This is a genomic window from Mesorhizobium sp. M0217 (assembly GCF_040321955.1).
In the GTDB taxonomy this organism is placed as follows: Bacteria; Pseudomonadota; Alphaproteobacteria; order Rhizobiales; family Rhizobiaceae; genus Mesorhizobium.
This window is the reverse complement of sequence record NZ_JAMYSN010000006.1, coordinates 73413-87249: the sequence shown is the minus strand read 5'-3', so window position 1 is coordinate 87249 and position 13837 is coordinate 73413. Positions and strand designations below refer to the sequence as shown.

The following is a 13837-nucleotide window of genomic DNA, read 5'->3' as shown; positions in this document are numbered from 1 at the left end:
CCCTTTCAAGAATGGGTGTAATGCAGCAGCGTCCACTCATCGACGTGGACACGGTCCTGCGGATGAACAACGAGCGTGGTGGCGGGATGTTCGATGATGGCCGGACCGATCACCTCATGACCGGGCTGCAGTAGGTCCATCTCGTAGAGATTGGCCTTGTGCCAGCGTCCCCCGATATAGGCCTCGCGCACGCCCTTGTGCGCTGCTGCCGGGGCCGACTTGCCGAGCGGGCGCTTCAAGAGCACCGGCTTGACCTTGTCGGCGGTGGCGATCAATCCGAGCTCGGTGATGGTGAAGCCGGCTTCGCCATAGCGCGAAACGCGATGGTTGACCTTGGCGTAGACCGCCTCGAACTCGTCGATGACCCTACGCATGTCGTCAGCCGAATTGACCTCGGCAAGCGGTGCCATGACCTCGACATCCTCGAGCTGGCCGGTGTAGCGCATCATCAGGAACGGCACGGTCTTGATCTTGTCTCTGATATGGCCGTCGCTGATCATCTCGTTGACCGCCGCCTTGGTGAGATCATTCCAGACGTCGGTGACCTTCTTGCCGAAAGCGAGCAGCTCGTTATCGCTTGCGCGGGCGCCGATGTCGTGCTGCGTCGACACCGAATGCCGACGCATGAAATCGGCGGTGGTGCAGCCGAAGGCCGAGAAGGCGGCGGCAAACTGGAAGGTGATGATGTCCTTGAAGCCGATGCCCCTGGAGCAGCCGGCCAGATGCAGCGGACCCGAGCCGCCATAGGACAGCAGCGTGAATTCCGAGGGATGGATGCCCTGGCCGGAAATGACCCGGCGCAGCGCGTTGTTGGCATCGGCTTCCAGCATGTCGATCATGCCTTCGGCAGCCTCCTCGACCCCGACGCCAAGGATGCTGGAGCATTTTTCCTCAAACGCTTTGCGCGCCTTCTCGACCTGCAAGACGACCTTGCCGCCGAGGAAATAATACGGGTTGAGGCGGCCTAGTATGGCGTCGCAATCGGCGATGGTGGGTTCAGTGCCGCCCTTGGCGAAGCAGATGGGGCCGGGGTCGGAACCGGCGCTTTCCGGCCCGAGCGAGACTTTCTTGGTCAGCGGGTCGACCTTGAGGATCATGCCGGCGCCGGCGCCGATCGTGTCGAGATGCAACGTCGGCACGTTGAGCTTGAAACGGTCCATCAGCGGCTCGTTCTCGATCCGCGTCTGGCCGCGCGAAATGACGCCCATGTCGAAGGAGGTGCCGCCCATGTCCGAGCAGATCAGGGAGTCGTTGCCGATGAGCTTGCCGACATAGGCCGCGCCGAGAATACCGCCGATCGGGCCCGAAATCATGGTTTCGTGCAGGCGCGGATGATTGATCGAGGTCAGGCCGCCAAAGGAGAGCAAAGTCTGCACGCCGTATTTGAAGCCGTATTTCTTCGAGACGTCCTCGATACCCCTAAGCTGCTTGCGGCCGCGCGACGTCGCGTAGGCCTCGATCAGCACCGAGTTCAGCCGCGACTGTTCGCGAATGACCGGGCGGACTTCGTGGCTGGTGTAGACGAGAATGTCGGCGCCGGCCTTCTGCACTTCCTCGCGGCAGATCTCGGCGATGCGCTTCTCGTGCACCGGATTGACGTGCGAGAAGATGGTCATGATGCAGATCGCCTCGACCTTGTCGGCGATCAGCTTCCTGGCTGCAGTCGCGACCTCATGCTCGTAGAGCGGCAGCACGATGTCGCCGAACTGGTCGATGCGCTCGGTGACGCCATGGGTGCGGCGGCGTGGCACCAGCGGATCGGGATGGTGGTGGGTGACCGCATGCAGCCTGTCGGCATAGGAATAGTCGGCCCAGGCCTGCAGGCCGCGACCCATCAGGATCATGTCTTCCAGACCCTTGGTGGTGATCAGGCCCAGCCGGCGCCCGGTGCGCGACAACAGTGTGTTGAGCATGCCGGTGCCGGAATAGAGCACGACGTTGACGCCGGAGAACAGCTGCTCCAGCGAGATGCCCCAGGCGTCGGCCGCGTCTTCGGCCGATGCGAGGAAGCCTTCGGCCTCGTTCTTGGGCGTGGTTGCCGACTTGCCGATCTTGAAGTGGCCGTCCTGGTCGACAAGGATCGTGTCGGTCATGGTGCCGCCGGCGTCGATGCCGATGACGATTGGATTGCCGACGATGGGACTGGTGAGGTTGGGTTGTGTCACGGTCGCCTCGGGATTGCTCTAGGATGCTCAAGCTAGATTCCTTGGGCGGCCTTGCGCCATGTGCCAAAAGACACAATGACCGCCGGACCGGGATCGCTGAGAAAAGGGCATGCGCATGGGCAATATCTGGGGGCCGCTCGCCAGGGCGATTGCCGCCACCGGTACGGACAGGCATGTCGACTGCCTGATCGACCTGATCGGCGCGGACATCGAGCACGATCTCGTCACCGTGACCCGATATTCGGCGACGAAGACGCCGGAATTCATCAAGCACCGGCGCTTCTCCGACGAGATGGTCCGGCGCTATCTCGACAATTACTACGTCTTCGACCCGTTCTATGCCTCGTGGCGGCGTGAGCAGAGGCTGGGCATCCTGCCGCTGAAGCGGCTTGCCGATGACGAGGCCAAGCGCGGCCAGTACATAGCCGGCTTCCTGGCGCAGTCGGAAATCTGCGATGAGGTCGGCATCATGCTGGCCGATGGCGGCGACTGGTGCCTCGGCATCTTCCTCGACCGCTCGACCTCCACCTTCAAGGAGAGCGAGATCGCCCTGCTGGACGAGCGGCTGCCGGTGTTCGAGGCCTTGCATGCGCTCGACATCAAGGCGCGCGGCACCGAGTTCTCCCGCACATCGGCGCCGACCGGCCCCGGCGCCTCGCCCCGGCAGGAGCCGACCATCCCGGCGAGCCTGTGGCCGGAGCTGTCGCTGCGCGAGCGGGAATTGGTGCAGTTGATCCTGGCGGGACATCCGACCGCCAACATCGCGGAACGGCTCGGCATCGCCGTCGGCACGGTGAAGAACCACCGCCGCCGCATCTACGAGAAGCTCGACATAACCACCGAACGGGAGCTGTTTTTGCAGTTCTTCCAGCATCGGGCAGACGGTTAGTCCGCCATCGATATGGCCGTCAGTCGTGCAATTGCCTGGAAATCGGCGGGCCGACAGTAAAGCCGGAGAATGTTACCTCAAACCCTTCGCGCTGCGGCGAGCAGCACATCATGCCGACATCGACGGATTTGGAGATCGGGAAATAAGCCAGCCGCACCGGCTTCCACTTGCCATCGGTGGTATCAAGATATTGGATGCGGATCGCCTCGGCATGGCGGGTCAGCCGGATGCGCACGCCGTCGGGGCCGGTGGGAATGCTGAGCAGCGACCAGTCCGAGGTGTCGTTGGTGACCACCACCGAAAAGTAAGCCAGCCCGTCGGTGTATTCGATGCCGGCCTTGATCCAGTGCGTTTCACTCAGCCGCAGCATCAGCCCGGCCTGGTCGTAGAGCACCTTGTAGTCGCCCTTGACGGTGACTTCGGCGCTGAAGTCACCCTCAACCGGGCGATAGAGGAAATGGCCATTGTCACGCCAGAAGCCGTAAAAGGTTTCGCGCCAGAAGTCGGTTTCCCCGCCGGTGCGCACATGCACGATGCCATTACCGAAAGCATGGTGCGGCGGCGGGTTGAGCCAGGTCAGTTCCTCTTTCGCCGCTGTCATCGGTTCACCCGTCGATTAGCCGGCAAAGGTGTAGGCTGTCTTCACCGTAGTGTAGAACTCCGCGGCATAGCGGCCCTGCTCGCGCGGGCCGTAGCTCGATCCCTTGCGGCCACCGAACGGGACGTGGAAATCGACGCCGGCGGTCGGCAGATTGACCATCACCATGCCGGCCTCGGAATTGCGCCGGAAATGCGTGGCATGCTTGAGGCTAGAGGTGCAGATGCCGGAGGTCAGGCCGAAGGGGGTGTCATTGGCAACCGCAAGCGCCTCGTCATAGTCCTTGACGCGAATGACGTTGGCGACCGGCCCGAAGATTTCTTCCCGCGAAATGCGCATGGCGTTGGTGCTCTCGGTGAACAGCGCCGGCCTGAGATAGAAGCCGGGTGTTTCGCGGTCCAGCCGCTCGCCGCCGAAGGCGAGGTTGGCGCCTTCCTGGCTGCCGATGGCGATATAGTCCTCGTCCTGCTTCAGCTGGCTCGCATCGACGACGGGCCCGATCTGGGTCTTGGCATCGAGCGCATCGCCGATGACGAGCTTTTCCAGGCGCTCCTTGAGCGCGGCAACGAAGCGGTCGTGAATGCCTTCGGTCACCACCAGGCGCGACGATGCCGTGCAGCGCTGGCCGGTCGAGAAATAGGCGCCGTTGATGGCGCACTCGACAGCCGTGGCGAGGTCGGCGTCGTCGAGCACAACCATCGGGTTCTTGCCGCCCATTTCGAGCTGGAACTTGCGCATGTGCTCGACGCTTGCCGCGGCGACGCGTTTGCCGGTGCCGACCGAGCCGGTGAAGGTGATGGCGTTGAGGTCGGGGCTGTCGAGCATGGCCTGGCCGACCACCGAGCCCTTGCCCATGACCAGGTTGAGCACGCCTTTCGGCAGGCCGGCGCGGTGCAGGATGTCGACAATGGTCCAGGCGCTTTCGGGGACGAGTTCGGCCGGCTTGAAGACGATGGTGTTGCCATGCGTGAGTGCCGGCGCGATTTTCCAGGTGGGAATGGCGATGGGGAAATTCCACGGCGTGATGATGCCGACGACGCCGACGGCTTCGCGGGTGATCTCGACGCCGACGCCCGGGCGAACGCTGGGCACCAATTCACCCGACAGGCGCAGCGTCTCGCCGGCGAAGAAGTCGAAGATCTGGGCGGCGCGGATGGTCTCGCCAATGCCCTCGGCCAGCGTCTTGCCCTCCTCGCGCGACAGCGCGCGCCCGATCTCGTCCTTGCGCGCCATGATCTCGTCCGACGCCTTTTTCAGCACGGCGTGGCGCACCAGCGGCGCCGAACGCGACCAGGCCGGGAAGGCGGCTTTGGCCGCCGCGATGGCCTGCTTTGCCTGCTCGGCGCCGGCCGAGGCATATTCGCCAACGACATCGCCCGTGTTCGAGGGATTGATGTTGCGCGAGCCGGCCTCGCCCACCCACTCGCCATCGATCAGATTTTTACGAAAGAGGCTCATGTCGCGGTTTCCTTGTATTGGTTCGCTGGGGGTGCCGTATGCCTGAATCATTTATCAGACAAATGACGACACTGTGAGGGCTGAAATCTGGCTGCGGACTGGATAGCCGATGGCGCGCGGCTATGAAAGCCGCGGCCTCAAGATGGACAATATGAAGCGGCCTGTCAGGTCGGAAAAGTCCAGAACAGGCAAGCCAGCGTTGCCGCGGCGAAGATGACGAAGAACAGGCTTCTGAGCAGGATGTTACGGCGCAGCTCGTTCATGGTGAAATGGCTGCCAACGATGGCCGCGGCGAACAGGAAACGCCAGTTCAGGAGCGCCCACAGCACGCTGCTCTGGCCGAAAGCCCAGCGGGCGACGAGACAGCCGACAATCGTGGCGAACAGGGCGATCACCGCCCAGAGCAGCGCATCCGCAGCATGGGTCAAGACGATGCCGGCGGCGCGGATCGGCAGGATCATCATCAGCATGGCGCCGAAGAAATAGACGGCGGCGAGCGGCAGGAACGAGCCGGCATCGGCAATGCCGTCCAGCCGCCTCACGCCGATCGCGCCATAGGGGTAGCCGTGCCTGGCCACCCCCAGGCTGAGCGCCATGAGCAATGCGGTGAGCACCGCGACCAATGCGAATGTAATGAGGGCCTTGCTCATGCCGTTCCTTGCTTTGAGGCCCTGTCAGAGCCGAATCACGAGGAACGATTTTAGCGCACGGTCCGCGATTGCGCGTCAGCTTTGCTGAGCGTTCCGCTCCTCACCGATCGCTGTTTTCGAAGGCGCCCATGCCTTGCGCGATCAGATTGGTTGCCATGACAAGCGAAACGATGGCCGCCGAGTTGAAGATCACCACCCACCATTTGCCGCCGGTCAGGAAGCCGTAGCCGTCGGCAACCGCCAGTCCCCAATCGGCTGAGGGAGGCTGGATGCCGAGGCCGAGGAAGCTCAGCGTGGCGATCGAAAAGAAGGCGTAGCCAAGCCTTGTGACCAGCTCGATGAGGATGGTTTCCCTGACATTGGGCAGGATCTCGAGGAACATGATGGGAAGAGCGCTCTCGCCGCCGAGACGGGCGGCGCTGACATAGTCGCGCTCGCGCTGCTCGCGCACGGCGGCACGCACCGTCCGTGCCACCAGCGGGGCATAGGCGATGCCGATCACCAGGATGACGGTAAGGTTGGACGGCCCGAGCGCGACAAGCGTCATGGTGACGAGAACGATGAAGGGAAAGGCCATCAGCGTGTCGAGCAGCCTGGCGCCGATGGCGTCGACCAGCCCGTCGAAATAGCCGAGCACGAGCCCAAGCACGCTGCCGGCGGCAACGCCGAGCAGGGTTGCTGCCGGCGCGACCAGCAGGATGTCACGCGAGCCGACGACGATGCGCGACAGCACGTCACGGCCGAGCTGGTCGGTGCCGAACCAGTGCGCCGCGTCGGGCGGCGCCAGCATGACGAGGAAATCCTCGGCATAGGGATCGTAGGGCACAAACAGGCTGCCGAACACGGCACAGCCGACCCAGAACAGCACGATCAGCGAGCCGATGATGACCGAGGGCGGCAGCTGCGAAACAGTCTCGCGGATGCGACTTGCTGCCCGCCAGCCCAGCGTACGGCGCTCCGGCAATTCCATCAGTTCCATCATGGCGAGACACGGCGGCGCTGCCGCGGATCGAGCAAGGCATTCACGAGATCGCCTGCCGCGGCCGACAGCACGAAGATGGTCGCCATGACCAGCACGCCGGCTTCGAGCATCGGGAAGTCACGCGACTTGGCGGCGTTGAGGACAAGGTTGCCGAGGCCCTGTATGCCGAACAGCGCTTCGATGACCACCAGCCCGCCAAGCATGTAACCGGTCTGCGTCGCGAGCACGGCGACGGTCGGCGTCAGCGCATTGCGCAGCACGTGCCGGATGAGGATTTCGCGACGCTCGAGGCCTTTCAGGACGGCGGTGCGCGTATAGTCGGCGGCCAGCGCCTCGATCACGCCGGCCCGCGTCATGCGGGTGATGTAGCCGGCAAGGTTCAGCACCAGCGGCAGCGCCGGCAGGATCAGGTAATAGCCACTGACCCACAGCCCGGCGCCATCGGGAGCAGCGCCGGTGATCGGGAACCAGTTCAGCCACAGGCCGAAGACGATGAGCAACAGCAGGCCGGAGACGAAGTCCGGGACAATGCCGAAGGACACGCCGGCGAGTACGATCAGGCGGTCGATAAAGCGGCCCTGGTTGAGACCGGCGACGATGCCGGCGCCAATGCCCAGCGGCAGCAGAAAGACGAGGATAATTCCGGCAAGGGCCGCCGAGCGCTTGAGGCTTTCCAGAACGAAGGGCGCCACCGGCAGACGCAGCGACAGGGAGGTGCCGAAGTCGCCTGACAGCACGCTGCTGAACCAGTGCCAGTATTGCACGAGCACCGGCTGGTCGGCGCCGAGCTGCCTGTTCAGCGCCGCGACGGCCTCGGCATCGGCGAACGGCCCGAGCATGAGGCGACCGACATCGCCGGGCAGAACCTGCCCGGCGAAGAACACCAGCATGCTGACCAGCCACAGCGTGAGCAGAAGCGAGGCTGCCCGCACCGACACAGTGCGGCCGGTCAGCATCGGATTTTAGTGCCCGGAGTGGCTGGACGTCTCGCAATCATGCCTGGGCGAACGTCACGCGGTCGAGCAGCAGATGCGAGATCGCCGTGAAGCGGACGCCCTCGACCTTCGACGAGACGATGCGGCTGTATTGCGAGAAGTAGCTGATGATCAGCGGCGTCTCGTCCAGCAGCAAGGTCTGGATCTTGCCCGCGGCAAGGCGTTGCGCCTGAAGGTCGCGGGCCTTGCCATATTCGAGCAGCAGCCCGTCATAGGCCGGGTTGTTGAAATGCGCCGCATTCCAGGCGCCCGAACTCTTCAGCGTCGCGTTGAGGAAGATGTCGGGCGTGCCGCGATGTCCGAAATCGGTAATGCCGAGATTGGAATCGAGCCATGGCGACGAGCCGAACTTCGCCGAGCCATAATAGGCGTCCTGCGGCAGCACGTTGAGCTTGATGTCGATGCCGGCCTTCTTGGCAAAATTCTGGATCAGCACGGCATAATCGGGAATGTCATAGGCGCGCTCGGTGGTCAGCGTCACCGGGAAGCCGTTCGGCACGCCGGCTTCGCCAAGCAGGCGCTTGGCCTCGGCGATGTCCTGCTTGCGCTGCGGCACCGACGGATCGGCCGAGGGGAAGATCGGCGCGAACGGGGTGTCGTTGCCGACGATGGCGCGGCCCTTGAGCAAGCCCTTGACCACCGCCTCGCGGTCGATGGTGAGCGCCAAGGCGCGGCGAATGCGCTTGTCGGTGAACGGCGCCTGGTCGGTCCGCAGATGCACCTCGTCATGCGAACTTGCCTGCACGCTGAGCAGCTTGAAGTTGGGATTGCCCTCGATCGCCAATTCCAGCCGGGTCGTGCTCGGGATGACGTCGAGCTGGCCGGCCTGCAGCGCCAGCACCTGCGCCTGCTCGTCGTCGAAGAACTTGATCTCGACGCGGTCGGGCAGCGCCTTGTCGCCCCAATAGTCTGGGTTGCGCACGAAGCTGGCGCCCTGCTTGGGGCGGAAGGATTCGAGCTTGAACGGGCCGGTGCCGTTGAAATTCTTCTCGAAATCGCCGGCATAGTCGGCCGGCAGTATTACGGCGTTGTAGACGTCGGAGGAGACATAGAAGGGGAAGTTGCTGTTGGGGCCCTCGAGATCAAAGGCGACTGTCTGGTCGTCGACGACCTTGGCGCCGCCCTTGGACAGGATGCCCTTATAGGCAGACAAAGCGGACGAACCGCTGGCCGGATCGACCAGCCGCTCGAAGCTCGCCACAACATCCTTGGCTGTGACGGTGCGGCCGTCGTGGAATTTCACGCCCGGCCGCAATTTGAAGGTCCAGTGGCTGGCCGTCTCGTCGGCCTCCCAGGACAGAGCGAGCTTCGGCTGCAGACCGTCCTTGGGATCGTCGAGGATGAGATATTCGCCGACCTGGCTGATGACGCCGATGCTGGCCGGATCGGTGATCGAGACGGGATCGATCGCCTTGGTCGGCTGTCCGAGCCCAACGCGGACCGTGCCGCCGGCGCCGGCAGCGCGCGCCGTGCCGAAACCAGCAAGTCCCTGCGAGGCGGCAAAGCCGGTGAGGCCGATCAAGGCTGCGTATTTCAGCAGATCGCGGCGCTTGAGGAAGCCGGCCTGGTGCTCATCGACGGCGACGTTCCAGATGTCGCCGGACAGATTGCGAAGCGTATCGATGTCGTTGCGTTTGGTCATTTTGAAACCCCTGTCTGAAATGACTGTTGAATGGCTTTAAGCGACTGGTTCGCCGTCGAGATGGATGCGGTCGACGGCTTGCGGGTAGAAGGCGATGAGGCCCCTGATCTTGGGCATTTCGGCAATGGGATCGCGGTAGCTCCAGGCGATATCGGGGCTTACCGAGCCGTCGGCGCGCAGGCCCGACCAGTAAGAGGCAATGCCCTTGTAGGGACAGCGCGTCGTGCTGTCCGAAGCGGTCAGCCGGTCGAGCCTGACATCGTCCGGGTGCAGGTAGAAACGCGTCGGCAGATGCGTTTCGAACAGAAGCACCGGGCGATGGCTGTCGGCGATCAGTTCGCCGTCGAACCAGATCTGGACGTGACTTGAACTCTGCAGCACATCGATGCGTGCGTATGGATCGCGGGCGTGGACGAAGACCTCTTCTTCCTCCTCGAACCATTGGTCGACCGCCTTCCAGGTGAAGGCGATACGCCCGGCCAGCGGCGACAGATTTTCATCCGGCGGCGCGACAAGCGACCAGGCGGCGTTGGGCGAAGCTTTTTCTCTCGTCTCCAGGTTCCAATAGGTGGTTTCGCCACCGACGGGATGGGGCTGGCTATGCTCGGACGGCTTCAAGAGCGAGCGGTCCACCGAGGAGGCCGGGAAGAAATAGATCGGCAGAAAATGGTTGGAGCGCAGCACCAGGACGTTGCGGCTGTCGGCGATGGTGCGGCCGGCGAATTTGACCCGAATGCGCTTGGGGCTGTGCAGAACATTGATGAGCTGCGGAGCCGTGGCTTCGCGGGGCTGAAGTTTTGGCGCTCCGGTCATATCAGTTGCCCCAAGTCAGGATACGGCGCGCACATTGTCGCGCTGTTCGGCGAAGCGGTTGGCCGGCCGAGCCAGGCCGAAACGATCACGCAGCGTCCCCGGCGCATATTCGGTGGGGAATACGCCGCGGCGCTGCAGTTCCGGCACGACCTGCTCGGCAAAATTCACCCAATCCTCCGGGAGCAGCGGGAACATCAGGTTGAAGCCGTCGGCGGCACCTGCCTCGAGCCAGTCCTGCAGCTGATCGGCGATCTGGTTGGGCGTGCCGACGACGGTCGGCACCGAACCGCTGTTGGCGAGCTTGCGAGCGATCTCGCGCAGAGTGAGGTTCTGCTTCGACCATTCCTTGACGCGGTTCAACGAAGTGCGGCCACCATTGAATGTGCTTTCGTCCGGCAGCGGCGGTAGCGGGCCGTCCGGCGGGAAGACTGAGAGATCGACACCGCTCCAGCTCGAGAGAAGGTCGATGCCGACCCGATCGGGAAGCAAGCTCTGCAGATACTCTTGCCGCTCGCGTCCCTCTGCTTCGGAAGCTGCGACGATCGGCAGGATGCCCGGCAGGATCTTGAAGCTCTCGGGCTTGCGGCCGTAACGGGCGAGGCGCTCGTTGATGTCCTGCCTATATTTGATGCCGTCTTCCTTGGTGCTGTAGATGGCAAAGTGCGCATCGGCGTGCGCGGTAGCGAAATTCTTGCCGTCTTCGGACGAGCCGGCCTGGACGATCAGCGGATGGCCCTGCGGCGGGCGCGAGACATTGAGCGGTCCGCGCACCTTGAAATGCGGGCCCTTGTGGTTGATCGCATGGACCTTGTCGGGATCGGCGAAATAGCCCGATGCCTTGTCGATCAGTAGCGCCTCGTCTTCCCAGCTGTCCCACAGCGCCTTGACGATATCGAGGAATTCGGTGGCGCGCTCATAGCGAAAGGCGTGCTCGATATTGCCGTCGCGGCCGAAATTGCGGGCCTCCTCGTCCATGGCCGACGTCACCACATTCCAAGACGCCCTGCCCTTGCTGATATGGTCGAGCGAGGCAAACATGCGGGCGACGTTGTAGGGCTCGCTGTAGGAGCTCGAGGCGGTTGTGATGAGGCCGATATGCCTGGTCACGCCGGCAAGCGCCGACAACAGCGTCAGCGGTTCCAGGCGGGCATTGGCGTAATGGGCTACGCCGCTCTGTACGGAATCCCAGATCGCGACATGGTCGGCGACGAAGATCGTATCGATCCTGGCGCGCTCGGCAGACTGGACGAGATCGCGGTAGAAGTCGAAGTCGAGCACTTCGCGGCCGGGCGCGCGCGGATGGCGCCATGACATACGATGATCGCCCTGCGGGTTGAAGAAAAACGCGCTGAGGATCATGTGGTCGCGTGCCATGTCGGCCTCCTTGCAGAACTGCTCCAAGGGACCGTCGCGACGCCTCGACCGGCTGCGACAATCTCTCCTGAGCGATGAAAGGTAGATTGCGCTCCAGCTTAATTCGAGTAATTTTATAGAGATTGTGCGGCGCGAAAGCGGAAGCGATTGCCCTCGAAGACCGCGCCGAAAGAAAGTGGTTTCAGCAAGACATGTCGTCATCGGTTCTGAACGTCGAGCAGCTCACCGTCGCCTATGATGGACGCCGGGGATCGCATCCGGCCGTCAACGGCGTGTCGCTCACCATCGGCGAAGGCGAAGCGCTCGGCCTTGTCGGCGAGTCCGGCTCGGGCAAAAGCTCGGTGGCACTCGCTATTCTGCGCTATCTGCCGAATAACGCCCGGATCGCCGCGTCGGCGCTCGAGTTCCAGGGCCGCGAGATCCGCAATCTCTCCGGCGAACAGCTGCGCCGGCTAAGGGGCGATCGCATCGCGGCCGTCTACCAGCATCCGGGTGCGGCGCTCAATCCGGCCATGACGATTGGCCGGCAGATCACCGAGACGATCATGCGGCATCGCCCGGTTCGGCAGGACGAAGCACGCACCCGCGCCGCCGAGCTGCTCGGCCGCGTCAGGGTGAGCAATCCGGAGCGGGTGCTCGATCTCTATCCGCACGAATTGTCGGGCGGCATGCAGCAGCGCGCCAACATCGCGATTGCCATTGCGCTCGACCCGTCGCTGCTGGTGCTGGATGAGCCGACGACGGCGCTTGACGCCAGCGTCCAGTCCGAGATCGTCGCCATCCTGCAGGACTTGCGCCGCGATCACCAAACCAGCGTTCTGCTGATCAGCCATGACATCAACATGGTCCGCCGGGCCTGCGATCGGGTGGCCGTGATGCAGTCGGGGACGGTGGTCGAAAGCGGCATCGCCAACGATGTCTTCGAGAACCCTGTTCACGCCTACACCAAGGCGCTGATCGCCTCGATCCCGGCGCTCAACTTCACCAAGCGCGACGGCAGGCTGGCCGAGATGCACACAACCGGCCCGTCGAAGCCTGTCCGCAGCGATCAACCGGAAGCCGCACGTCCGATCGCCGTCGCCTGCAAAGGCATCAGCCACGCCTTCGGCTCCCAGGCCGTCCTGCACGATATCGACCTGGAGATAGCCCAGGGCGAGACGTTCGGGCTGATCGGCGAATCCGGCTCCGGCAAGTCGACATTGGCAAGGATCGTGACTGGCCTCCAGACGCCGGACGCTGGGTCGGTCGAACTGTTCGGCAGCACTGTCGCGCCGCGCGTCGAGAAAAGAAGCCTGAGCGAACGGCGCGACGTGCAGATGGTGTTCCAGTCACCCGACCGCACGCTCAATCCGCGCCAGCGGATCGGCAGGATCCTCGGCCGTCCGCTGCGGCGGCTCGCCGGCTTTAGCCGCAGCGAGGTGAAGCAGCGTGTCGGCGATCTCCTGGCCTCGGTTCGTCTTGCCGCTACGACCGTCGACCAGAAGCCGAGATCGCTGTCTGGTGGCCAGCGTCAACGGGCGGCGATTGCGCGCGCCTTTGCCGGCGTGCCGAAGCTCGTGGTGTTGGACGAGCCGACCTCTGCGCTCGACGTTTCCGTGCAGGCGACCGTGCTCAATTTGCTCAACGACCTGCAGCGCGACAAGGACACCACCTATCTGTTCATCAGCCACGACCTCAGGGTGGTGCGCTATATGGCCGACAGGATCGGCGTGCTCTATCGCGGCCGGCTGGTCGAGACGGGGTCATCCGAGCAGATTTTCCGTGGCCCCAACCACCCCTACACGAAGCTGCTTCTGGCCGCGCCCTCGGATGAGACGGCGCCGAGGGCTCCGGCTCAGCTCGACGTCGCGGCACACGATGCCGAGACCTCCGGATGCTCCTTTGCCGCCCGCTGTCCTGTCGCGCTGCCCGATTGCCGAAAGGCGCAACCACCCGTCAGGCAGGCCGGCGACGGTCATCTGATCGCCTGCTGGAGAGACGCAAGCAGTCTCTGATTGCGAAGCGGGCAACTGACAAGCCTGCCTTCGAGGAGATGTCCCCCGGCCGATGCGGCCGGAGGACAGGCTTGGGGGGTGCCTGATGTCGGCTGGAAATTTCCGGCGATGGTTTTGACCAGCGTCGATTTGCCGGCACCATTGTCGCCCATCAGGCCGAGAACCTCGCCCTCATTGATGTCGAGCGAGACATTGTCCAGCGCGCGGACGGCACCGAAATCCTTCACGATATGTTCGAGACGCGCTAGAACCGGCATCGCATCCTCCCATGCCAATT

11 protein-coding genes and 1 pseudogene are annotated in these 13837 nt (G+C 63.7%); 2 read left to right on the top strand and 10 right to left on the bottom strand.

The window, feature by feature from the left end; all coding sequences use genetic code 11:
• Positions 1–5: 5 nt before the first annotated feature.
• Positions 6–2165 (bottom strand): hydantoinase/oxoprolinase family protein, encoded by a 2160-nt coding sequence (locus NKJ18_RS12770; protein WP_023729652.1) that lies wholly within the window; start codon positions 2163–2165, stop codon positions 6–8.
• Between the two features lie 109 nt (positions 2166–2274).
• Between NKJ18_RS12770 and NKJ18_RS12765 the strand changes: the two genes are divergently transcribed.
• Positions 2275–3054: a helix-turn-helix transcriptional regulator gene (locus NKJ18_RS12765; RefSeq protein WP_352496932.1), complete on the top strand. Its 780-nt coding sequence runs from the start codon at positions 2275–2277 to the stop codon at positions 3052–3054.
• Positions 3055–3073: 19 nt separating this feature from the next.
• On the opposite strand, the gene NKJ18_RS12760 is transcribed toward NKJ18_RS12765, so the two are convergent.
• The 8 genes from NKJ18_RS12760 to NKJ18_RS12725 all read right to left on the bottom strand — a co-directional run bounded on the left by NKJ18_RS12760 (position 3074) and on the right by NKJ18_RS12725 (position 11566).
• Positions 3074–3655 (bottom strand): DUF1349 domain-containing protein, encoded by a 582-nt coding sequence (locus NKJ18_RS12760; RefSeq protein WP_023732560.1) that lies wholly within the window; start codon positions 3653–3655, stop codon positions 3074–3076.
• A gap of 15 nt (positions 3656–3670) precedes the next feature.
• On the bottom strand, positions 3671–5110 hold the full coding sequence (locus NKJ18_RS12755) for an aldehyde dehydrogenase family protein (protein ID WP_023694217.1): 1440 nt from the start codon (positions 5108–5110) through the stop codon (positions 3671–3673).
• A gap of 164 nt (positions 5111–5274) precedes the next feature.
• Complete coding sequence (locus NKJ18_RS12750) at positions 5275–5760, bottom strand: hypothetical protein (protein WP_352758331.1); 486 nt, start codon at positions 5758–5760, stop codon at positions 5275–5277.
• Positions 5761–5860: 100 nt separating this feature from the next.
• Positions 5861–6742, bottom strand: a complete 882-nt coding sequence (locus NKJ18_RS12745) for an ABC transporter permease (RefSeq protein WP_352758329.1) — start codon at positions 6740–6742, stop codon at positions 5861–5863.
• A complete protein-coding gene (locus NKJ18_RS12740) occupies positions 6739–7698 on the bottom strand; it encodes an ABC transporter permease (RefSeq protein WP_352758328.1) in 960 nt (319 codons plus the stop codon). Before NKJ18_RS12740 ends, NKJ18_RS12745 begins: the two co-directional genes overlap by 4 nt.
• Positions 7699–7735: 37 nt before the next feature.
• The gene (locus NKJ18_RS12735; protein ID WP_352758326.1) at positions 7736–9379 is read right to left on the bottom strand and encodes an ABC transporter substrate-binding protein; all 1644 of its coding nucleotides are present in this window, start codon (positions 9377–9379) and stop codon (positions 7736–7738) included.
• Positions 9380–9415: 36 nt separating this feature from the next.
• Positions 9416–10192: a DUF427 domain-containing protein gene (locus NKJ18_RS12730; protein ID WP_023689969.1), complete on the bottom strand. Its 777-nt coding sequence runs from the start codon at positions 10190–10192 to the stop codon at positions 9416–9418.
• A gap of 15 nt (positions 10193–10207) precedes the next feature.
• The gene (locus tag NKJ18_RS12725) at positions 10208–11566 is read right to left on the bottom strand and encodes an LLM class flavin-dependent oxidoreductase (RefSeq protein ID WP_031203165.1); all 1359 of its coding nucleotides are present in this window, start codon (positions 11564–11566) and stop codon (positions 10208–10210) included.
• A gap of 191 nt (positions 11567–11757) precedes the next feature.
• Here NKJ18_RS12725 and NKJ18_RS12720 point away from each other — a divergent pair, with 191 nt between their 5' ends.
• Positions 11758–13560, top strand: a complete 1803-nt coding sequence (locus tag NKJ18_RS12720) for a dipeptide ABC transporter ATP-binding protein (protein WP_352758324.1) — start codon at positions 11758–11760, stop codon at positions 13558–13560.
• Positions 13561–13637: 77 nt separating this feature from the next.
• Here the strand turns inward: NKJ18_RS12720 and NKJ18_RS12715 are convergent.
• Positions 13638–13817 (bottom strand): annotated as a pseudogene (locus NKJ18_RS12715) (ATP-binding cassette domain-containing protein); the annotation flags it as partial.
• Between the last annotated feature and the right edge of the window lie 20 nt (positions 13818–13837).